The sequence below is a fragment of the Staphylococcus lugdunensis genome (assembly GCF_001558775.1).
GTDB classification, from domain to species: domain Bacteria; phylum Bacillota; class Bacilli; order Staphylococcales; family Staphylococcaceae; genus Staphylococcus; species Staphylococcus lugdunensis.
On sequence record NZ_CP014022.1, the window covers coordinates 2,464,600 to 2,487,156 of the forward strand.

Below are 22,557 nucleotides of genomic sequence, written 5' to 3' on the forward strand. Positions count from 1 at the left end.
TTATTTTATGTTAAAATAAGAACAGGTCATCTATCCAATGGCACTTTGCAGTTTGGGAGGTGTAGCATAATGACGTGGTGGTTAGATGTAATAACTACATTATTAACAGGTGGAATACTTGTTATTTTTCGTATTTGGTTAGAAAACAAATGGAAAGATAAAGGATGACCATACACAAAAAACCCCAAGTCTGCGGCAACAGACTTGGGGTTGTGTAGCATAATTTGTGGATACACCTATATTCTAACATTCGATTCTAATTTCATCAATATAAAAGTGTGCTATCTTATTTATAGTTATTAAAATCAGTTCATTGTTGTAGCTAAGTCTGATATAATGCTCGTGTTGAGGTGAATGAAATGAAGCATTTAACTAAAATATTTGCTATTTTAGCAATTATTCTTTTTGTTCTTGGATACTATTTACAAGCTACGAATCACGAAAGCTCAGGAATTAAAATTTTAACCGCTGCTATTTTGTTCATTATTTGTGCTTTTATTAGTCGGAACAATGATAGACGCAAGCAAAATAGAAAATAAAGTAATAATAATTACATTTTTTACCATGTTCTTATCGATATACTTAAGTCGTAAATTGCTGAACTTCAGGCATTTTACGGCTTATATATTACGAGAAAATGCAATTGCATATATATAGTATATATACAGTCCTCCTGAATAAAACAATAAATCTCTTTTTTTCTCTTTACATATGAAGTTATAGTGTGTATATTATGTATATACAGTTATTAAAGGGGGACGTGCATGAAAATACTGATAAAAAACACCTCTAATCAACCTATATATGAACAAATAAAGCAGCAAATAAAAGAAAATATTTTAACAGGTCAGATAGATGCTGGGAGCCATTTACCATCAATGAGAGAGCTGGCTAAGGATTTACAAGTCAGTTTAATCACGACAAAACGTGCTTATGAAGATTTAGAAAAAGATGGATTTGTGAATACAATTAGAGGAAAAGGCACCTTTGTTAAAGAACAAGACCAATCTATTTTAAAAGAGAAACAATTTATTGTGATTGAACAACTTGCTCATTCATTGTGTAAAGAGGCTAAAACGATTGGTATGTCTTTAGCAGAAATAAAGGAAATTATCTCTTTGATTTATGAGGAGGATGAAGTATGAATGTTGTAGAACTAAACAACGTTAATTACAAAAATCCATCAATTGAACTCAAAAATATTTCCTTTAATATACCACGTGGATTTGTCACTGGTTTTATCGGAGCTAATGGGTCTGGTAAGACGACCATCATACGTCTGATAATGGGTTTACTCGAGGCTTCTAGTGGAACAATTCAACTCTTTAATCGTACTATGGATGATGCACCACAGTACATTAAGGATAAAATAGGCTTTGTCTATTCAGATATATATGCAAATCCTGATTGGACAATCGATAAATTAGAGTATTATACGGCACCTTTTTATAATCAGTGGGATACGAAGTGTTTTAACGATTACTTGAGACAATTTCACTTGAACAAGCAGCAAAAGATAAAGATGCTTTCGAGTGGGATGAAAATGAAATTATCATTAGCGTTAGCACTTAGTCATCACGCAGAACTGTTTGTTTTTGACGAGCCTACCTCTGGATTAGATCCAGTAGCTCGTAATGAAGTTCTGACATTGATACAACATGAACTATTAGATGAACAAAAGACAGTATTGATGTCAACGCATATTATGTCTGATTTAGAAAAAATTGCCGACTATTTAGTTTATCTAAAGAATGGTGAAATCTTATTAACAGGTGAATGTGATGCTTTATTAGCAAAATATGATATTGTCAAAGGTGATGCAGCTCAATTAGATAGTGAACTAGATGACCTACTAGATTACAAAGAGATACGCCACACTGGTTACTTAGGATTGACGAGTCACGGTAATACATTTAAAGAGCTTTTTGGTCATGATGTAGAAGTTTATAGTCCGACGATAGAAGAATTAATGATTTATTTAGATAAAGGGCAGAAAAATAATCTATCAGTAAGGGAGGATTCACAATGAAATCCCTTCTGATGCGAAACTTTAAATTACGACAATGGACCCTTTACATATACTTAGGGCTTTTAGTGTTCTTTCCAATTTACATTATTATTACAGTAAATACAGATTTTGGATTTATCATCTTTATTCCAATAGGTATCATCTTAATGATAATTAGTATCTTTGATGCAGGACATATGTTTAGAGTGCATAAAAGACTAGGTGGACAACAAGCCTATATATATTTTGCCAGTTTGCCCGTATCTAAAAAGGACATGCTTCGTGCAAATTATCTTACGTGCTTATTGTTAACACTTTTTGGAGCACTGGTCATCGGTTTATATGATAGTCAAACAATTGATAATGAACTCATGAATCGACTGCATATTTCAACTGCATATTCATTTTTAATTGTTAATTTCCTATCTATACCAATCGCTTTTCCAAAATATACGGAGTATAAGCGAAAAGGCGTTAGCTATGTTGGTTATTTAATCTTCATGTTAATTGTTATACCAGTTATGTATTCATTTTTCTTTACAGTTTTAAATCATGCTTTGTTCAATAATCAATTGTCTAAAAATGAGGTTGCTTATTTTTTAAACAACGGATTATTAGTAATTGCAATTATCATATTTATTATTAATTATTTCATACAGTTAAAATACATTAAACGTTTATAAAAAAGTCAGGAGGTATTTGATGCAATTAAAGAAAATCACCAAAACATATAAAGATAATGTCGTGTTAGACCAAATCGATTTTGATTTTAAGGAAAGTCAAATTGTAGGACTTATTGGTAAAAATGGTGTTGGAAAGACAACATTGATGAAAGTGATGAACAATAATATTATCAACTATCAAGGAGAAGTTGCGGTTAATCGTGAAGATAATATAGGTTATTTAATCGAACATCCAAAGCTTTATGATAATAAATCCGGATTAGATAATTTGAAATTATTTGCTCAAGTATTAGGTAATGGATTTGATAAAAGTTATTCAGATAAAATTATCGATGCTTTTGGAATGAGATCATATATTAATAAAAAAGTTAAAAAATACTCTATGGGTATGAAACAAAAATTAGCAATTGCAGTTTCTTTGATGAATAAACCAAAGTATTTGATTTTAGATGAACCAACGAATGGTATGGACCCAGATGGATCGATTGATGTTCTTGAGACAATTAAGTCATTAGTTGAAGAACTACAAATGAAAATACTTATCTCTAGTCATAAACTTGAAGATATTGAATTAATTTGTGATCGTGCTATTTTCTTAAGAAATGGTAAATTTGTACAAGATGTTGATATGACAAAAGGAAGTATTGATGATGCTACTATTATTAAAGTTAAGGTAGAGCAGTTTGACGAGGCGAAAGAAGTGCTAGAGAACCATTTCAATGTACTCGAGTCACATGCTGAACTTGGAGAATTGCATATTAAAATTCAACAAGATTATAGTCAATTACTTAAATTGTTAGCGCAACGTCATGTGTACCCAACGTTTATCGAATCACGTAAAAATTCATTACGCGACACGTATTTTAATATTAATCAAAGAGGTGATAAATAATGAGAAGCTTACAACTAGTGAAATATGATTTAATTAGTATAATAAAAAGTTATTTGACATATGTGGCAATTGCACTTGTTGGTGGGTTATTTGGACTAGTATCCTACTTGTTTATGAAAAATGCGCATAAAGTCCACTATGAGTCATTAATTCCAATGATTAACTGGGCTTTACTATTTGTGGGCACGCTTTTTGTAATTAAAACAATCACTAGAGATTATTCACAAGGGACAATTCAACTTTATATGAACAGAGTTTCTAGCAGAATTGGATATGTGATGGCGAAAGTTATATCAATTATTTTGATAGCACTTATATTTGCAGGAGTAGCTTATATTTCTATGCTGTTAATTCAAGCCTTTACTAAGGGCGATAAATTAGATGGAGATATATTCCTAAAAAACATTTGGTTCTATGTGATTTTCTTATTATTTTATGGATTAGTATTATTCTTGCTGACACTCATTGTTCAAAAGCCAGCAGTGATATTTACAATAGGTATTTTCTTAATCTTTATTGTGCCATTTATTGATCCATTTTTAGGACTTATTCCAGAATGGGGAGAACACATACAAGATGCGATGAAATATATACCGTTTAGCTATTTAACAAAAAAGGAATTAAATAGCAATATAGAATTTACAAATTGGCAGTGGTTTATCTCAATCGCATCAATTGTAGTGCTTTTTGTAACAACACTGTTTTATGCAACTAAGCGCGATATATAAAAAATATTAAAAATAATAAAAGTAATATTGAAACAAAGTACACCCTAAAAGTTAGAAGAAAGCTAACTTTTAGGGTGTTTTTTCATTGGATAATTAACTTAATTTCGTAATAATAGAGTCATAAACAGCTTGCCATAATGTAGAGTCTGTTTTATAACGATTAGAAATAATAACATGTGTTTCATTTAACATATCTTCGTAATTAGCATCTTCTTTGTTAGGTAAGTGCGTTGAACGAACGTCATCGACAAATTTTTGAACAATTTGTGCACGTGGACCCCAAACGGTCTCTTGTTCATAGTTATCGTTTAAAAAGATAAAAATGGGTATCGAACGAGATGTACCATTAGTTAAATATTGATCAATTAAATCCGTATCTTCGTCTCTATGGAAGACACGCACTTCCCAATTTAGTTCTTCGCTGATACGTTTCAGAATAGGTAAATTCATCATCGCATCGCCACACCAGTCTTCTGATATTACTAATACTTTGCTGTAAGCTGATTGTTGCAACTGTTTGAGTCGCTGATCATCATTAGGTAGCTTGAATGACTCATAAATTGACAATACATTTTCCTTGTTTACTGTCATGTCATCAATGTACTGACCAATAGGTTGACTTTGCTTAAAATATGTTTCTAACTTAGCCATAATCATTTCCTCCCATTAAGTAGTTTATATAATTATAGCAACAAATGCATAATATACAAATGAAGACGCTTTCTTTTATAAGATATTCATAAAGATACCATAAAGATAAATGCAACGAGCTAGTGCTTATGATATATTTAATAAATAGTAAGAAAGTGGTGAATAAAGTGCGTATTGAAAACAGATGGATTGTTTTTTTAATATTCTTAATAAGTTCCATTATTGTTTTAATAAGTTTAAATGTTTATAAAAATGAAAAGTCGGTGGATTTATCTGAACTAAAAATTAATGATTTACAACTAAATCAACAATTCAATAATTCGGATTATCAACTGAACCACAAAATAAAGTTAGATAGATATCGTTTTTATACACATAAAAAGTATAAAAATCTTATAGTTAAAGTTCAAAAGCATAGTAATAAAATAAAAGGGATTGTGTTAATTAATCATTCTAATATTACTACTAATTTTGGAGTTCAAATTGGTGATTCAATTGATCAAGCCATTATGAATTTAGGGGAAAGTTATAAAAAAACACATCAGGGCAAGAAATATAAGTCAATTACATATTTTGATAAGCAAAATCATATGAAATTATCTATTTTATATAAAGATAATAGTGTAAAACGATTAGAATTTTTCAGTCGCTAATACATTCGACTTATTAAATTTTTACCACTAAATATGATATATAGATAAACGATATAGTGGAGTGAACGTATGGATAAGATTACTTTTTTAAACCAGCTTGAAATTGAATTAGATGAGTTGCCTCGAGAACAAAAAGACCAAATTATGTATAAGTATGAATCGATGTTTTTGGCTGAAGAACAACAAGGGAAAACAGAACAACAAATTGTTACAAAAATGCCGGAACCGCAAAATATTGCCAAAAATTTTAAAGCGAAATCAGCGATTAGTTATGCAGAGTTCCGTCCTAATCTACGTAATGTTGTTAGAGCAGTTATGGCATCACTTAGTTTAGGTGTATTATCGACGCTATTTATTTTAATTCCTACATTAATTGTTGGGATGATTTTAATGCTTATATTGGTAATGGCTTGTGTTCTAACATTAACACCTATCATTTTAATGCTCGTAAGTTTGTGGCGACACATTCCAGATTCATTGAGTAATATTTTATTTGGGCTTTCATATTCAGGATTGGGATTAATATTTATCGTTTTAGCATTAAAACTGGTTAATTTAATTTATCGTTTAATTATTAAATATTTAATGTGGTATATTAAAACGGTTAAAGGAAGCGTCCAATAATGAAAAAAGTAATGATTGCAGGTATCGCTATATTTATTATTTTCTTCATTAGCGGTACACTATCATGGTTTATGCATGATAAAGAAAAATATAAAAATTTGAAATATACTCAGTCTTATGATGCAAATGAAATAAAAAGTTTATCAATTAAAGCTTCTGGTGGCGTTCATATAAAGCAAGGTAAACAATTTAAGGTGAAATATTACAGTGATAATAAGGTAACTATGCATAAATACAAAGGTACATTGCGCGTAATGCAAACCAAATCTTCAAATAGAGGTTATAGTGTTAATGTCAATCCATTTAGAACCATTAATTATATGATTGAAATAGAGGTACCATCTAAAATGTTAAAGCATTTAACGATCGATGCTCCAAACAATAAGTTAATTATTGATGGTATTCAGTCAGCTGAGACAACAATTTATAAAGGGGTTGACAGCATAAATATTACCAATTGTCATTTCGATAATGCTGAAATCAATGGCGATAATTATTATATGAACATCAATAACAGTAAGATGCGGTCAAGTCGTTTTAAAGTAGACAGTGGGGGCTTTAACATTGAAAATAGCCAAATGAATGATTCTATTTTTCTTGCTAATCAAGGAGATATAAGATTTGAAGATATGCCGCGACAATCAAATTTGAAAGCAGCTACGAAAAATGGAGACATTAATTTTGCATATAAACGAAAGCCAAAAAACACATTATTAAAACTTCATCCAGGTCACGGTAAAAGTGTTGTCACACAGTCAGCATTTAAAGAAGGAAAAGTAGGTATCAGTCACAACATTTTAGAGTTTTATACAACTGATGGAGATATAATAATCCAATAATTAGATGACACAGAGTCTAAAACATGATACCTAGAAAACAGTTCAGTTTGGTACATCATTATGTTTTAAACTATAAACTAAATATTGGCAGTGGTTGACTGGATTGAAAGTACGCTGATACCAAGCTTTTTCAATCCTAGTCAACCTTGCCAGGGCGGGACTGCGAATTCATCATGAACTCGTAGTCCTGCTCTTTTCTTTATTAACGATCGTTCGTATTATTGACTTGCTTTCATTGGTAATAGTTTCAGCACATCTTGAACCCTCAAAAGCCTTGTCTAAATACTTTAAACTAATTCCTAATGTTTAATTATATGTTGTCAGAGACTTATTCTCTTTTGTTTATTCGTTATAGAAGTAAACACGTTATTTAATGTTTTTTCATTAATAAGTAGCAAAGGTTAAATCAGTATCTAAACGACCATCAAATTGATTAAAGGATAGCGGCGTGCCGTTTAACCATGCTTGAAAATCAATAACGCGTGGCGCTTTATTTTCACCTAAAGTCATCCATGCAAATAAAGATTGTGGTTCATACATAGAAGTGTGGATCGTACCAGACCAACTTCTGAATAATTTACTATATATTTCATATTGAGGATCATTAAATAGTTTGAATGCTTGATGTTTGTCAAGTGATTGTGATGTTTGACTGATAGTACGTTCAAGGCGAGCTTGAGATTCAGCCGTATAATTTCTATTTTCGTGAGTTAAAAGTTCAAAGTGATTCGTACATACTTTATCATAACGGACGTTGAAACTGCGAGGCGTGACTTCAATAATTGCATGGTTTAAGTTTTTATCCATAACTATGTAGCTGAAAGAACTTCTATGAGGAAGTTCTTGTAAAAACGTAATTGCATCATCAACAGTTTTACAATATTGTAAAATTAAGCGACCAATCATATAGCATACAAATCCATTACCTGGCTTTTTACGATGCATGAAATTGTACCCCATTACTAGGCCAGCTTCATTCATGCCATCCATTCGACCTGTCACTCTGGATGTAGGTCCAATTTGAGCTAAACCACCATCATTCGGTTGAAATAATAAGTAACGACCATCATAAGTTGCAGGATGATAATCATAATTTCTGACCATATAATCTTTGCCTTGAAAGACGGTACAACCGCTCTCTGGTAAATCAGTAAAACGATAATGTGCGAAATTTAAGACCATTTGTTTACTTGGAAGATTTAATACATCTTGCATTCCAGTTAGTTCTTGCCATATTTCTGGCGCATATGTTTGAAAAACGCCATACGTTTCTTTAACATCTATATCAAATCTTGGCATGCGTTTCTTCCACTCTTGTTCTCTATTTTTTAGTAAAGGGGTTTTACGTAACCATTGAGCTGTTTTAACACCTAAATCATAGTGCGAGCCACGATGTGTCATAATTTCAGATTGAACATGTTGCATTGTAAACCTCCACAAGTTAATTTATTACAGAATTGTAATATGTTATTAATTGTATTTTTCACAATAATGAATTTATAATAAATAACAGCATTAGATATTGCTAATCATAATTAATGAGGTGATTTTCATGAATGGAAACACTTATAATAAAGTAAAAAATGCTATTATTAATTGGTGGAATTGGTAACAAAATATTGTGATAAGCTTTTGATTATTATATCAGAATAAGGGTATAAGTTTAATGGTAAATGCATATGTGATAATATTATATATTGTAAATATGCTTATTTTTAAATAGAGGTGAAATCGCAATGTGGAACTTTATTAAAGGATTATTTAAATTTGTATTTAGCTTAGTGGCTATTACAACTGTCATTGTAAGTGTAGGTTTTGTAGCTTTTGCTTACATTTTCAAAAAAGATTTTGAAGATATCGAAAGAAAAACAAAAGAAATTATTTCTGATATTGAAGGAAATAATGCTTAATTCTATATTGTTTTAGTCAGTGTCTGTTAGTGTTACAGACGCTGTTTTTTTATTTGTTAAATAGTTGTTATTTAATTGTAATCTTTTATAGAATAGTAAATAAGAAGTTTGGAGGGATGATAGTTATGACAATTGGATATATTGGGTCATATACGAAACATAACGGAAAGGGTATTTATCGTTATGAATTAGATGATGTACAAGGGCGTATCAAATTTTTAGAAACAGGTTACAACATTGAAGCATCAACATATTTGGCTCAGACAGATGATTATTTATATGCAATCACAAAAGAGGATGCTCAGTGTGGTGTTGCAAGTTTTAAAAAGGAAGCGGATGGCTCTTTAACATATATGAATCAATGTCTGCCATCAACGGAAGGGACAGGTTGTTATATATCTATATCAACAAGTGGTGAATACCTTTTTGAGGCAGTATATAGTGCTGGACTTGTGAGATTATATAAATTGGATACTCAAACAGGCCATATTATCAACCTTATAGATGAATTAGCACTCCATTATCCCCTTGGTTCTCATGAACGTCAAGAACACTCACATGCACACTTCATTCATGAGACACCAGATCAACGCTTTGTTGTTGTTACTGATTTGGGTGCGGATCGAATTATCACATATGAATTCAGTGATAAAGGATTTAAAGAAAGTACAGTATCACAATTTAATGATGCAGATGGGCCTCGTCATATCGCATTTCATAACAATGGACAATATGCGTATGTGGTACATGAATTATCAAATATCATCAGTGTGACAACTTATCAAAATGGCGAGTTTCATGAATTAGAACGTCATTCAACAATACCAGAACAGCTACAAAATGAAACGAAGTTAGCAGCAGTACGCTTATCTCACGACCAACGTTTTATCTATGTGAGTAATAGGGGAGATGATAGCATTGCCATTTTTAAATTAAGTGACGAAGGTGCACATTTAGAGTTAATTGATATCGTTAAAAGTGGCGGCGTATTTCCTCGAGACTTTAATATAACAGCTTCAGATGATTACATTGTTTGTGCACATCAAGAAGATGGAGGCATTGTCACAGTCTTTGAACGCAATCATGATACTGGAAAGTTATCGTTGACTGATTCAACACATGTTGCTCCAGAAGGTGTTTGTGTCACATTTTTAATTTGAAATAATAGATAAAAATAAGCCCAATAACACATTGGCATATGTTGTCATGATAGTCAATCTATCAAAACTGCCTTGTGGTTATTGGGCTTGTTTATTAATTTTTAAAAAACGCTTTAATGTATTTTAATTTACCTTTATAAGGTGGATAAATCATACTTGAATCTAAACGTGTCGATTTAAATATATAAGATTTATCATGACTAAATGTATCAAATGAATATTTACCATGATATTGTCCAATGCCTGAAGCACCAACGCCTCCAAAAGGTAAATTTGGATTAGCTAAATGCATTAAAGTATCATTAATTGCACCGCCACCAAATGATAATTCATTCAGTACGCGTTGTGTATTATTTTCATCTTCACTAAACAAGTAACAACTTAAAGGTTTTGATTTTGCGCGCACGATATCTAATGCCTCATTAAAATCATCGTATTCAATGATAGGTAGAATAGGGCCAAATATTTCTTCTTCCATAATTTTAGAATGTGGGGTAATATTTTCTAACAATGTAGGCGCTATATATCGGTTTTCTTTGTCGCTAGTCCCTCCAACAATAATTTCATTGCGATGAATATTTAATAATTCATTTAACCTAGTAAAATGTTTGTCATTAATAATGCGCCCATAATCAGGACTGTTTTGAACATTTTTGCCATAAAATTCTGAAATAGAGTGTTTTAATGCTGTAATTAGTGCAGATTTTACTTTTTTATTTACTAATATATAATCAGGTGCTACGCACGTTTGTCCAGCATTTGTAAATTTTCCAAAGGTTATTCTATCACTTGCTACTTTAATATTCGCAGTTTCGTCGACAATAACAGGTGATTTTCCTCCTAATTCAAGGGTTACAGGAGTCAATTGTTTGCTAGCTGTTTCATAAACAATACGTCCAACCTTTTCACTACCTGTAAAGAAAATGTAATCAAAGGGGAGATGAAGCAACGTTTGAGTTTCATCAATACTACCTTCAACAATACTAATATACCGATGTTCAAAAGACGATTCAATGATGTGATTAACGACTTCGGTAGTGTGTGGTGTCAATTCGGATGGCTTAATAATAGCCGTATTACCAGCTGCTATGGCACCTATGAGTGGCTCAAATACTAGTTGAACAGGATAATTAAAAGGTCCGATAATTAAGACAGTACCATAAGGTTCTTTCATAATATAACTTTTTGTCGGAAACATAAATAATGGGGTATCGACTTGTTGGGTTTTAGTCCAAGATTTTAATTCTTTAAGTGCGAGCTTAATACTTTTTAGTACGATGCCAATTTCAGTCGCGTAGGCTTCGACATTGTTTTTGCCTAGGTCTTTTTTCAATGCTTCTAGTAATGCTTTTTCATTGTTTTTAATATTTTTACGCAAACTTTTTAATTGCTGTTTTCTAAACTTAACATTTTTAGTAGCTTGAGTATTAAAATATTGTTTGCTCTCATTAAATCTTTGTTCTATGTGATTCAATGCAGTGCCTCCTTTTTTCTATATCAATATTATTAATGACATGGGGAGTGGGACAGGATTCATTATGAATTCGTAGTCTCGCCTGGCAAGGTTGACTAGGATTGAAAAAAGCTTGGTATCAGCGTACTTTCAATCAAGTCAATTACTGCCAATATTTAGTTTATAGTTTAAAACATAATGATGTTCCAGACTCATTTTTTATAAACTCATAATTACGTTTTGACCATAAAAGCATGTCTAATAAGATAAATACATATCATTGTCATTGTAATATATGGCTCATTATAATCATACTAATTCAGTTTTTGTGTTTGCATTTAGGGTAGGAGGATGTAATGTGAAAAAATGATATAAATATTGACTCACTATAAAAAATAACGATTTCCACAGCATGAGCAATGAAAATCGTTACTTAATTAATATTCAATTAAACTGTAAAATTTTTATTTAATTAAAACTTCAGTTATTTGAGGAACAACTTGTTTTTTACGTGATACAACACCAGTTAAGAATGCCATACCGTCGTCTAACTTAACATTAAATGCTTCGCCAACTTTTTCTTTTTCAGCACCAACAACTAATATTTTAGAGTTACTATTGATAATATCAGTGACAACTAACACGAATAAATCATATTTTTCATTGGCACTTGCTTCTAACATTACTTTTTCAAATTCATCTTTACGGTCTAATACTTCATCAATATCTACTGTGTTAACTTGTGCAATACGAGTGACATAATCTCCCATGTTGAAAGATTTTGCATCTTTATTAATTAAAAATTCAGCAGATTTATCTGTAGTAGATGCGCCTGCTTTAAGCATATCTAAACCATAACTATCTAAATCTATTTGAGCGATGTCTTTTAGTGCTTGAGCAGCGGCAACATCTTCTTTAGTACAAGTTGGTGATTTAAATAATAAGCTGTCTGAAATGATTGCAGACACCATAAGTCCTGCAATTTCACGTTTAATTTCAAAACCACGCTCTTTATACATTTTATATAAAATAGTAGCTGTACAACCCACTGGTTCAGCACGATAATATAAAGGTCCTGCTGTTTCAAAGTTAGAGATTCTATGGTGATCAATAACATGTTTAATTGTAGCACCAGAAATCGTATCTGAACTTTGTTGGAATTCATTGTGATCAACTAAAATAACATCTTGATCTTCCAAATCATCTGTTAAAAGTTCGGGTGCATTGACATTAAAATGATCTAACGCAAATTGTGTTTCTGCACTTACGTCACCTAAACGATAAGCAGTTGCTTCAGTATTACCTCTGAGTTGTTCAAAATCTGCCATAATGATAGCTGATGAAATTGCATCAGTATCTGGATTTTTATGCCCGAATATATAAGTTTTTGTCATGCTTTTATTCTCCCTTACTAAATATGATATCTTTTATTTTAGCACGTTTTCAGATTATTCTTCTACCTCTGCGCCCAATGTATTTTTAAAATGTTGCAACGCCCAAGCATGTCCAGCTGGATTAAAGGAAGCGACCCCTTTGGCTGGTATATGAATATTGTAGCCTAAATTATATGCTGAAATCGCTGTGTGAAGAATACAAATATCAGTACACACACCTACGATTTCAATGGTATCAATATGCCGTTCACGTAAAAGAGAATCAAGAGGTGTACCATAAAAAGAATCATATCTACGTTTATCGAGATAGTGAATATGCTTTTGATCTTGATGTTGCTTATAGAAATCACCTATCGTTCCATACAATTCTCGTCCATGTGTGCCCGCAAGATTATGTGGTGGAAAAAGATGGGTTTCTGGATGATAAATATCCTCTTCGTAATGTAAATCCATTGTAAAAATAATGTCTTGTTGTGCGGCATGATATGCTTCCAATCGGGATTTGATATACTCCTCTATGGCTTGACCTGGATGTCCGCACGTTAATTTTCCATCAGTTGCGATAAAATCATTTGAATAATCAACTACGATTAATGCTTTCTTAATCATTTTTGCCTCCCAAATTGCTTAAAATAAAGAAAAACGTGTAATGTGATATGATGTATTTATAGTAATAAGTATAGCCATAGGACACTGCAGTTACAACTTTTTTTGAGGAGGTGCGATATGATTATCAATGCACAAGATTATGGGTTGAAAGGCAAGAATCGACGTGCAGATAGACGGGCGATTCAAAAAGCACTTAATATTGCACATCGAAGAAAAGGAAGACAAACGGTTTATATACCTGCGGGTGAATTTCATATAAATAAAGCATTAGTTATTTATGAAGGAACGACATTATTGCTAGATGAGCAAACCACTTTATTGCGAACAGGTAAAGATGCCTTATTGAAAAATGGGAAACCATATATTTTCTATCATGAATATCGTGGTAATGGTCATATCCATATTAAAGGGGGCACCTTTGATATGAACGGTAAAAATTGTCCCTATAATAATACCGCACTTTGTTTTGGACATGCTGAAGATATACATTTGTTGGATGTCACCATTAGAAATGTTGTAGGAGGTCACTGTATTGATGCTTGTGGAATTAATGGTTTATATATAAAGCAATGTCGATTTATTGGATTTAGAGATGTAGATGGAGATCGCTGGTTTTCAGAAGCTGTTCAACTCGATATACAAGTGCCTGGAGCATTTCCAAAATTTGGAACGCGTGATGGTACGATAACTAAAAATGTAGTGATAGAAAATTGCTACTTTGGAAAATCTGAAACAGCTGGCATGGGTCCTTGGAATCGGGCGATTGGTTCTCATGCGAGTCGTTATCAACATTTTTATGAAAATGTTCACATAAATAATAATGTTTTTGATGGGATGACTGACTATGCAGTGACACCATTAAAATGGAAAGATACATTTATTGCGCATAATCATTTTATTAGCTGTGCTGGAGGCATCCGCTTTTTAGCAGTGAAAGATGGGAAAAATGCGGCTGATATGCTGGGGCAGGAACACCAAACAGAGGCAGGTAGAAATATCAATATTATTAACAATCATTTTAAAGGTAAGATGACTAAAGATGCTATTCACATACGCAGCTATAATAATGTGAAGCATCAAACTGTTTGCATTTCGGCTAATACATTTGATAATGCTGAAAAAACGATACATGTTGAAGATGCCAAAGACGTGACCATAAATCAAACTGAAGAAATCAATATAAATTTAATTAATATTGAATAATAAAATTTATTTACTCGAACACTCTGTTGAATTAATTTTCAAAAGGGTGTTTTTTTATATGGTATAATACTTATAATTATCATCTATTAAGTGAATATTTTGATAATTAACATAAAGATGTAGGGGGTGGAAGCGATGTTATTTTCAAAAAATGACTCGCAGCAACGGACATCAAGTTATTTAACATTTTTCTCGCAAAATAGTACAAAAAAGTCTTACAATTTAGGGCAATTATTAGGACTTATTTTAGGGCCGCTATGTTTTGCTTTAATATTAATTTTCTTTCATCCACCGGCTTTGCCAGAAAAAGGGGTTTTTGTATTAGCAATAACTGTGTGGATTGCAATTTGGTGGATAACAGAAGCAATTCCGATTGCAGCAACAAGTTTTTTACCGCTAATTTTATTACCAATTGGTCATGTGTTATCACCTGAAGCTGTATCATCAGAATATGGCAATGATATTATTTTCTTATTTTTAGGTGGCTTCATTCTAGCTATTGCAATGGAAAGATGGAATTTGCATACACGTGTTGCCTTAACAATTATCAAGTATATAGGGGCAAGTACAGCCAAAATATTATTGGGTTTTATGATAGCAACAGGGTTTCTATCAATGTTTGTGTCAAACACAGCAGCTGTCATGATAATGATTCCTATTGGACTAGCTATAATTAAAGAAGCAAATGAATTGAATGATAAAGAAAAACACAAAGTCAGCTTACACAAATTTGAAAAATCTTTAGTATTAGCGATAGGTTATGCAGGAACGATAGGTGGTCTTGGCACACTGATAGGAACGCCACCATTAATAATTTTGAAAGGACAATTTGAACAACATTTTGGACAAGAAATTAGTTTTGCTAAATGGATGATTATTGGTATTCCAACTGTATTTATACTTATTGCATTAACATGGGCATATTTAAGATATGTAGCTTTTAAACATGATATGAAATATTTGCCTGGCGGACAATCATTGATTCAATCAAAATTAGATGAGCTTGGCAAAATGAAGTACGAAGAAAAGGTTGTTCAGGCTATATTTGTATTTGCAAGTTTACTCTGGATTTCGCGTGAATTTTTATTGAATAATTGGTCTGTAACGTCAGAAATAGCTGATGGTACCATCGTCATATTTATTTCAGTGCTACTTTTCATTATACCCGCAAAGAACAAACAACAGTTTCAACGAATCATTGATTGGGAAGTGGCTAAAGAATTACCATGGGGAGTACTAATTTTATTTGGTGGTGGCTTAGCTTTAGCGAAAGGGATATCAGAGAGTGGTTTGGCTAAATGGTTAGGTTTACAATTAAAATCTTTAGATGGTGTTAGCCCGATGATTATTGTAGCTGTTATTACATTATTTGTCCTGTTTTTAACAGAAATAACTTCCAATACAGCAACAGCGACGATGATATTACCAATATTGGCATCATTATCTGTAGCTGTTGATGTACACCCATTATTATTGATGGTTCCTGCAGCTATGGCAGCGAACTGTGCTTATATGTTACCTGTGGGAACACCGCCTAATGCAATCGTGTTTGGTACTGGGAAATTAGAAATTAAGGAAATGGCTTATGTAGGTTTTTGGGTCAATCTCATTAGTGCCGTACTTATCATTATTGTAGTTTATTTCTTTATGCCTATCATTTTAGGTATTGATATTTCAAAAGCTTTACCATTAAAATAATGGCTAAAGTATAAATATTAATACAAGAAAATACAGTTTAAGATAAAAATTTAAAATAATACAGGTAGGGATATAAATTCCAAAAAAATAGGGTCTGGGACATACATCTCAGAAAAACAGCAGTAAGATCATTTTCAATTAGAAAATATCTTGCTGCTGTTCTCTATTTTCACAGTACTTCTTATTGAATGGCTTCGCTTTCCTAGGGTGCCGTCTCAGCCACCCCAACTCGCGTTGTTCGTTGACTTTCTTTTGGAAAGTCTTTTTGTTGGGCCCCACCCCAACTTGCTTTGCTTGACGAAATGCTTTTCGCATTTCTCTTTGTTGGGGCCCCTGTCTTCGACTGGCACTGCTCCCTCAGGAGTCTCGCCATAAATACTGCGTATTAACATGTAATTATACCTTTAAAAATAAGGCACTTTCGTATCATTTAATAAATACCACTAAACTAAATTAACGAGGTGCGTTATAAAAAATTACTAGAAGCTCCCGTCTTATTTTCTTCAAAATGATGCCATTAAAACTATTTCAGAATCATTTTTAATTAGAAAACGAACCGATAATTTTAAAGTCTAATGTTTCTAATATTGAAATCACTTTTTTTAATTCATTATTTAAACCTCTGTCAGCTTGGACAAAAAATCGATATTTTCCAAGTTCTGTTTTTAAAGGTCGTGATTCTATCCATGATAAATTAATATTAAATAATGCAAATGTATTTAATATGCTGGCTAATAGGCCGGGTTTATCGGACTGAGGTGTTATAACAAGTATGGTCTGACTGGTATACGGTTTAAAATGATTATGATTTTTGATGATTAAAAAGCGTGTTGTGTTATGCGGATAATCTTCAATATTTGATGCTAAGGCCTTAAATCCTAGTCGTTCTCCACTGCCCAGTGGTGCAATTGCTGCAGTCGTCGATGTAATTTTATCTAAACTCTGAATAGTACTATCGACATAATCGTAATTAAAACCATGTTGGTGTATAAAGTTACGTGTTTGACTAATCGCTGGTGCAATCGAATAAACGGTAGAAATATCAGAAAGTGATGTATGGGGCAATGCATATAACCCAAAGTGAATGTTTATGATAATTTCCCCGTGGGCAAAAATATCTTGTTGTGCTAGTGCATCTGCAACCATATTAATCGTCCCTTCGATAGAATTTTCGATAGGAACGATTCCCATATCTTCTTTATTATTTACAACAGCTAAAATAACCTCAAGCAAGTTGGACTGTGCACACCGATCAATTGATGGCTCTGAGACGATTTGTTGGCTTGCTAAAAAAGAAAAAGTGCCCTTTGGACCTAAATAATGTAATTTCATAGTTGACCCCCATATGCGTGTTTAATGGAAAGGGCAAGATGTTGTTTTGTTCTTTTTATAATAGAAATTTGGATCTTTCATCTCATTATTAAAACCATGGTGATAGTTATCGGTTAAAGTTGGCGATAATGGCGGTGCCAGCCAGGACCACTTACCAGTCACTTGGCGTTCTGCTTGAGCTTCCTTTTGTTGAAAAAGTTCAAACTGTTTAGAAGCTGTTAAGTGATCAACAATTGAAACGCCTTGCGATTTGAATGAATGATAGACCGCATAATTCAATTCAACTAATGCCCGATCTTTGTTGAATGTATTATTTTTTAGTGTATCAAAATTGAAAGCATCTGCAACTTTTTCTAATAAATTATAGCGATAAGAATCAGTAAAATTTCGAACTGCAATTTCAGTGACCATATACCAGCCGTTAAAAGGAGCGCAGGTATATGTGATGCCACCGATAACTAAGTTCATATTTGAAATAATAGGAACGGCATACCATTTTAAATTAAGTGCTTTTAATTTAGGGTAATGCTCATGTATAATATCAACTTCTTTCACAAGTTCAGAAGGAAGTTCATGATATGTTACACGCTTCCCAGGAATTTGAAAGATTAATGGTAACACATCAAAATCTGTATGATTACCTTGCCATCCTAAGTGTTGTGCTAGACGAGTCACGTCTCGTTCTGCAGGGTCACCCATGTCATCGTATCCAGCATAGCGAATGATTTGATTGTTGAAAATTTTAGGTGGGTTTTCCGCTGAAAAAATAGTAATTGTAGGTTTTATTTTTCCGCCATTTGTTGCTAAAGATAAATGCTGATGGATTGAATTTATAAAGGACGATTCATCTTGAACATCTCTCGCATCAATAACGTTTAACGATTCCCAAAATAGTCGACCGATACAACGATTTGAATTTCTCCATGCCATTTTGGCACCATACGTTAATTCTTCTAATGTATGTGTATAAATACCAGATTCTTCAATTTCTTGCTCTATTTGTAGTATACGAGCATTCATTTTAGTTTGTGAATATTTTAATTCTCTATACATAGTTTGGATAAATTGTATGGCTTTTTCCCTTAACATATGCTCACCTCATCACCATTATAATGGAGAGCTATTAAAAGGCCATAAAAAAGATTACATTGTCACTAATTTGTCTTTTAAAGCAGATCACATAAAGTATGTATTAAACAACTAAATTATTCTGAATGTTTGAATTATGATAAAATATATAAAAAGATCGATTGGAGAGAGTCTTGTGTATCAATATAGTGATGATAGTTTAATGTTGCATAATGATTTATATCAAATAAATATGGCAGAAAGTTATTGGCATGACGGCATACATGAGCGAATGGCAGTTTTTGATTTGTATTTTAGAAATATGCCATTTGATAGTGGTTATGCAGTATTTAATGGTTTGAAACGGGTAATTCAGTTTGTGGAAAATTTTAAATTTACAGATTCAGACATTGCTTATCTTGCATCTATAGGTTATCAGGATGACTTTTTAGAATATTTAAAGCAATTAAGATTTACTGGCCATATTCATGCGATGCAAGAAGGAGAGCTTTGCTTTGGAAATGAACCCATGTTAAGGGTGGAAGCGCCTTTAATTCAAGCACAATTGTTGGAAACAGAATTACTGAATATCATCAATTTTCACACTTTAATTGCAACGAAAGCCAGTCGTATTCGTCAAGTAGCCCCGAACGATATATTAATGGAATTTGGAACTAGACGTGCACAAGAATTAGATGCTGCTTTGTGGGGAGCTAGAGCTGCTTATATTGGAGGATTTAATTCAACGAGTAACGTGCGTGCGGGTAAGCTATTCGGTTTGCCAGTTTCAGGTACACATGCGCATGCGTTAGTACAAACATATGGGGATGAATATACGGCATTTAAAAAATACGCTGAACGACATAAAGATTGTGTCTTTCTTGTTGATACATTTCACACATTGAAGTCAGGTGTACCAACTGCGATTAAAGTTGCTAAAGAATTAGGAGATAAGATTAATTTTGTTGGTATACGTTTAGATTCTGGCGATATTGCTTACTTGTCTAAAGAAGCACGTCGAATGTTAGATGAAGCAGGTTTTCCTAATGCTAAGATAATTGCTTCAAACGATTTAGATGAACAGACTATTATGAGCTTGAAATCCCAAGGTGCATGTGTAGATTCTTGGGGTGTAGGTACAAAATTAATCACTGGTTATGATCAGCCAGCTTTGGGTGCGGTATATAAACTTGTTGCCGTTGAAAATAATGAAGGCCAATACGTTGATCGTATTAAATTATCTAATAATGCAGAAAAAGTAACGACACCAGGTAAGAAAAAAGTATATCGCATCATTAATAAGAAAACAGGGAAATCGGAAGGGGATTATATAACGTTAGAACACGAAAATCCTAATAATGAGAGTCGATTGAAAATGTTTCATCCGGTTCATACTTATAAGATGAAATATATTAAATCATTTGATGCTATTGATTTACACCATGTAATCTTTGAACAAGGTAAACTGGTTTATGATTTACCTTCTGAAGATGAGGCGCAAGCCTATTTAACAAAAGCATTATCTCAATTGTGGGATGAAAATAAACGTTATTTAAATCCCCAAGAGTATCCCGTTGATTTAAGTACAGCATGTTGGGAAAATAAACATAAACGTATATTTGAGGTTGCTGAGCACGTGAAAGAGATGGAGGAAGAAAATGACTAAGTTACAAGATATCATTGTTAAGGAAATGAAAGTTAAAAAAGAGATTAATGAAGCAGAAGAAATTGAAAGTATTAAGTCATTTATTAAAAATTATGTACTATCACATTCATTCATCAAAAGTTTAGTTCTTGGCATATCTGGTGGACAGGATTCAACGTTAACTGGTAAACTCGCACAGCTAGCTGTAGATGAATTAAACGCAGAAGGTCGTAAATGCGAATTTATTGCGGTTAAATTACCGTATGGTGTGCAAAAAGATGCAGCTGAAGTTGACGATGCAATCGCGTTTATTCAACCTGATAAAGTAGTGACTGTAAATATCAAGCCTGCTGTAGATCAAAGTGTTACTTCTCTACAAGAAGCGGGTATCAAGTTAACAGATTTTCAAAAAGGCAATGAAAAGGCAAGAGAGCGCATGAAAGTACAGTTTTCCATCGCATCTCATACGCAAGGCATTGTTGTTGGTACGGATCATTCTGCGGAAAATATTACCGGCTTTTTTACTAAGTATGGTGATGGTGCTGCAGATATTGCGCCAATTTTCGGTTTGAATAAACGTCAAGGACGCCAACTCTTAGTCTTCTTACATGCACCTAAACATTTATATGAGAAGGTTCCTACTGCTGATTTAGAAGATGATAAACCGCAATTACCAGATGAAGAAGCGTTAGGTGTAACTTATAATGATATAGATGATTATTTAGAAGGAAAAGGTGTATCTGAGGCAGCTCGTCAAACAATTGAACGTCATTATATTAGAAATGCTCATAAAAGAGAACTGGCTTATACACGATATAGCTGGCCCAAAAGTGATATGAATACTGAAAGTTAATAAAAAAACTAGTGACAAAAATCAGTTTGGCTGATAAAATAATCTGGATTTGATGAATGAAAAGAGGAATTTTATGTCTGCAATTGCACAAAACCCATGGCTCATGGTATTTGCTATTTTTATTATTAATGTGTGCTATGTGACATTCCTAACCATGAGGACGATTCTAACACTAAAAGGATATCGATATGTTGCTGCAGTCGTGAGCTTTTTAGAAGTATTAGTCTATGTCGTAGGTTTAGGATTAGTAATGTCAAGTTTAGATCAAATACAAAACATTTTTGCATATGCGCTGGGCTTTTCTGTTGGAATTATCGTTGGTATGAAAATAGAAGAAAAGTTAGCGCTAGGTTATGTTGTAGTTAATGTAACCTCTGGTGAATACGAACATGATTTGCCGAATGAATTGCGAAATTTAGGCTATGGTGTGACACACTACGCAGCTTTTGGACGCGATGGCAGTCGTATGGTGATGCAAATATTAACTCCACGCAAATATGAGCTTAAATTAATGGATACCATAAAAAATCTAGATCCTAAAGCATTTATTATTGCATATGAGCCTAGAAATATACATGGTGGTTTCTGGACGAAAGGTGTACGTAAACGTAAGTTAGCAGCTTATGAACCTGAAGAATTAGAAAGTGTTGTGGATTATGAAATTCCAAGTAAATGACAATGAAACAATAACTGAATGTATACAACGCATGCGCTCTGACGGATATATACCAATACGTCGAATTGAAAAGCCTATATTTCAAGGGCTTGCTGACGGTAGCATAGAAGTATTAAAACAGGAAGTCATTTTTATAGGAAAGAAATTGAATACAGATTAGTTCTATTAAGATAAACAGTTTGGAACATCTTTATAATTTAGGCTATGAACTATATATTTGCAGTAGTTGGCTGGATTGAAAACACGCTGATACCAAGCTTTTTTAATTCTAGTCAACCATATCGGGGCGGGAATACGAATTCATAATGAATTCTGTCCGGCTCCTTTTTTGTGGTAAAAATGTTGATAGTAATTGTTTTCGTATTCAGATTATCATAGAATATGAAAGTAAGGAAAAACTTTATACATTTAATTGAAATTTTGATAAGCTAAGGTTGAAGTGATTAAAAAACGAACTTTTTCGTTTTATTTCGTATTA

General features: G+C 32.7%; 25 protein-coding genes. 18 read left to right on the plus strand and 7 right to left on the minus strand.

Annotated features, from left to right (window positions below; translation table 11 throughout):
- Window positions 1–69 precede the first annotated feature (69 nt).
- The 7 genes from AL499_RS12840 to pmtD all read left to right on the plus strand — a co-directional run bounded on the left by AL499_RS12840 (window position 70) and on the right by pmtD (window position 4,311).
- The gene (locus AL499_RS12840) at window positions 70–168 is read left to right on the plus strand and encodes a Trp-rich small protein (protein WP_014533284.1); all 99 of its coding nucleotides are present in this window, start codon (window positions 70–72) and stop codon (window positions 166–168) included.
- Between the two features lie 191 nt (window positions 169–359).
- Entirely contained in the window at window positions 360–539 is a 180-nt protein-coding gene (locus AL499_RS11570) for an SE1626 family protein (RefSeq protein WP_002461405.1), read from the plus strand.
- A gap of 225 nt (window positions 540–764) precedes the next feature.
- Window positions 765–1,145 (plus strand): PSM export ABC transporter transcriptional regulator PmtR, encoded by a 381-nt coding sequence (gene pmtR, locus AL499_RS11575; RefSeq protein WP_002492708.1) that lies wholly within the window; start codon window positions 765–767, stop codon window positions 1,143–1,145.
- A complete protein-coding gene (gene pmtA, locus AL499_RS11580; protein ID WP_002492705.1) occupies window positions 1,142–2,029 on the plus strand; it encodes a phenol-soluble modulin export ABC transporter ATP-binding protein PmtA in 888 nt (295 codons plus the stop codon). Before pmtR ends, pmtA begins: the two co-directional genes overlap by 4 nt.
- Window positions 2,026–2,691 (plus strand): phenol-soluble modulin export ABC transporter permease subunit PmtB, encoded by a 666-nt coding sequence (pmtB, locus tag AL499_RS11585; RefSeq protein ID WP_002492693.1) that lies wholly within the window; start codon window positions 2,026–2,028, stop codon window positions 2,689–2,691. The genes pmtA and pmtB overlap by 4 nt, the downstream gene beginning before the upstream one ends.
- A gap of 19 nt (window positions 2,692–2,710) precedes the next feature.
- Complete coding sequence (gene pmtC / locus AL499_RS11590; RefSeq protein ID WP_002461399.1) at window positions 2,711–3,583, plus strand: phenol-soluble modulin export ABC transporter ATP-binding protein PmtC; 873 nt, start codon at window positions 2,711–2,713, stop codon at window positions 3,581–3,583.
- Complete coding sequence (pmtD, locus tag AL499_RS11595; protein ID WP_002461398.1) at window positions 3,583–4,311, plus strand: phenol-soluble modulin export ABC transporter permease subunit PmtD; 729 nt, start codon at window positions 3,583–3,585, stop codon at window positions 4,309–4,311. Before pmtC ends, pmtD begins: the two co-directional genes overlap by 1 nt.
- A gap of 93 nt (window positions 4,312–4,404) precedes the next feature.
- Here pmtD and AL499_RS11600 read toward each other — a convergent pair whose 3' ends face one another.
- Window positions 4,405–4,962, minus strand: coding sequence for a thioredoxin family protein (locus AL499_RS11600; RefSeq protein ID WP_002492740.1), 558 nt, complete (start codon window positions 4,960–4,962; stop codon window positions 4,405–4,407).
- Between the two features lie 128 nt (window positions 4,963–5,090).
- On the opposite strand from AL499_RS11600, the gene AL499_RS11605 reads away from it, so the two are divergent.
- The 3 genes from AL499_RS11605 to AL499_RS11615 all read left to right on the plus strand — a co-directional run bounded on the left by AL499_RS11605 (window position 5,091) and on the right by AL499_RS11615 (window position 7,078).
- Window positions 5,091–5,615, plus strand: coding sequence for a hypothetical protein (locus tag AL499_RS11605; protein WP_002477930.1), 525 nt, complete (start codon window positions 5,091–5,093; stop codon window positions 5,613–5,615).
- Between the two features lie 69 nt (window positions 5,616–5,684).
- Window positions 5,685–6,239, plus strand: coding sequence for an HAAS signaling domain-containing protein (locus tag AL499_RS11610; protein WP_002461394.1), 555 nt, complete (start codon window positions 5,685–5,687; stop codon window positions 6,237–6,239).
- Window positions 6,239–7,078, plus strand: coding sequence for a DUF4097 family beta strand repeat-containing protein (locus AL499_RS11615; protein WP_002461393.1), 840 nt, complete (start codon window positions 6,239–6,241; stop codon window positions 7,076–7,078). The genes AL499_RS11610 and AL499_RS11615 overlap by 1 nt, the downstream gene beginning before the upstream one ends.
- A 384-nt stretch (window positions 7,079–7,462) precedes the next feature.
- On the opposite strand, the gene AL499_RS11620 is transcribed toward AL499_RS11615, so the two are convergent.
- Window positions 7,463–8,503: a C45 family autoproteolytic acyltransferase/hydrolase gene (locus tag AL499_RS11620; protein ID WP_002477931.1), complete on the minus strand. Its 1,041-nt coding sequence runs from the start codon at window positions 8,501–8,503 to the stop codon at window positions 7,463–7,465.
- Between the two features lie 311 nt (window positions 8,504–8,814).
- Here AL499_RS11620 and AL499_RS12590 point away from each other — a divergent pair, with 311 nt between their 5' ends.
- Together AL499_RS12590 and pglS are read left to right on the plus strand one after the other, a co-directional pair.
- Complete coding sequence (locus AL499_RS12590) at window positions 8,815–8,988, plus strand: hypothetical protein (protein WP_002461390.1); 174 nt, start codon at window positions 8,815–8,817, stop codon at window positions 8,986–8,988.
- Window positions 8,989–9,113: 125 nt separating this feature from the next.
- The gene (gene pglS / locus AL499_RS11625; protein WP_002492709.1) at window positions 9,114–10,148 is read left to right on the plus strand and encodes a 6-phosphogluconolactonase; all 1,035 of its coding nucleotides are present in this window, start codon (window positions 9,114–9,116) and stop codon (window positions 10,146–10,148) included.
- 94 nt (window positions 10,149–10,242) lie between these two features.
- Here pglS and AL499_RS11630 read toward each other — a convergent pair whose 3' ends face one another.
- The 3 genes from AL499_RS11630 to AL499_RS11640 form a co-directional block, all read right to left on the minus strand.
- Window positions 10,243–11,622: an aldehyde dehydrogenase gene (locus tag AL499_RS11630; protein WP_002492707.1), complete on the minus strand. Its 1,380-nt coding sequence runs from the start codon at window positions 11,620–11,622 to the stop codon at window positions 10,243–10,245.
- Window positions 11,623–12,065: 443 nt separating this feature from the next.
- The gene (locus tag AL499_RS11635) at window positions 12,066–12,995 is read right to left on the minus strand and encodes a manganese-dependent inorganic pyrophosphatase (RefSeq protein ID WP_002461385.1); all 930 of its coding nucleotides are present in this window, start codon (window positions 12,993–12,995) and stop codon (window positions 12,066–12,068) included.
- A gap of 54 nt (window positions 12,996–13,049) precedes the next feature.
- Window positions 13,050–13,604, minus strand: coding sequence for a cysteine hydrolase family protein (locus AL499_RS11640; protein ID WP_002477934.1), 555 nt, complete (start codon window positions 13,602–13,604; stop codon window positions 13,050–13,052).
- Between the two features lie 117 nt (window positions 13,605–13,721).
- On the opposite strand from AL499_RS11640, the gene AL499_RS11645 reads away from it, so the two are divergent.
- Entirely contained in the window at window positions 13,722–14,807 is a 1,086-nt protein-coding gene (locus AL499_RS11645) for a glycosyl hydrolase family 28-related protein (RefSeq protein ID WP_002492718.1), read from the plus strand.
- 135 nt (window positions 14,808–14,942) lie between these two features.
- Complete coding sequence (locus AL499_RS11650; protein WP_002492713.1) at window positions 14,943–16,505, plus strand: SLC13 family permease; 1,563 nt, start codon at window positions 14,943–14,945, stop codon at window positions 16,503–16,505.
- A 540-nt stretch (window positions 16,506–17,045) separates the two neighbouring features.
- On the opposite strand, the gene AL499_RS11660 is transcribed toward AL499_RS11650, so the two are convergent.
- Both AL499_RS11660 and AL499_RS11665 read right to left on the minus strand, forming a co-directional pair.
- Window positions 17,046–17,837: a prephenate dehydratase gene (locus tag AL499_RS11660; protein WP_002492721.1), complete on the minus strand. Its 792-nt coding sequence runs from the start codon at window positions 17,835–17,837 to the stop codon at window positions 17,046–17,048.
- 21 nt (window positions 17,838–17,858) lie between these two features.
- Entirely contained in the window at window positions 17,859–18,926 is a 1,068-nt protein-coding gene (locus AL499_RS11665) for a nitric oxide synthase oxygenase (protein WP_002492703.1), read from the minus strand.
- 175 nt (window positions 18,927–19,101) lie between these two features.
- On the opposite strand from AL499_RS11665, the gene AL499_RS11670 reads away from it, so the two are divergent.
- From AL499_RS11670 to AL499_RS11685, 4 genes are all read left to right on the plus strand, one after another.
- Window positions 19,102–20,571: a nicotinate phosphoribosyltransferase gene (locus AL499_RS11670; protein WP_002492724.1), complete on the plus strand. Its 1,470-nt coding sequence runs from the start codon at window positions 19,102–19,104 to the stop codon at window positions 20,569–20,571.
- The gene (gene nadE / locus AL499_RS11675) at window positions 20,564–21,403 is read left to right on the plus strand and encodes an NAD(+) synthase (RefSeq protein WP_002477939.1); all 840 of its coding nucleotides are present in this window, start codon (window positions 20,564–20,566) and stop codon (window positions 21,401–21,403) included. The genes AL499_RS11670 and nadE overlap by 8 nt, the downstream gene beginning before the upstream one ends.
- Before the next feature lie 73 nt (window positions 21,404–21,476).
- Entirely contained in the window at window positions 21,477–22,079 is a 603-nt protein-coding gene (locus AL499_RS11680; protein WP_002477940.1) for a DUF2179 domain-containing protein, read from the plus strand.
- Window positions 22,060–22,239, plus strand: coding sequence for an NETI motif-containing protein (locus AL499_RS11685; RefSeq protein ID WP_002492702.1), 180 nt, complete (start codon window positions 22,060–22,062; stop codon window positions 22,237–22,239). Before AL499_RS11680 ends, AL499_RS11685 begins: the two co-directional genes overlap by 20 nt.
- The last annotated feature ends 318 nt before the right edge of the window (window positions 22,240–22,557 follow it).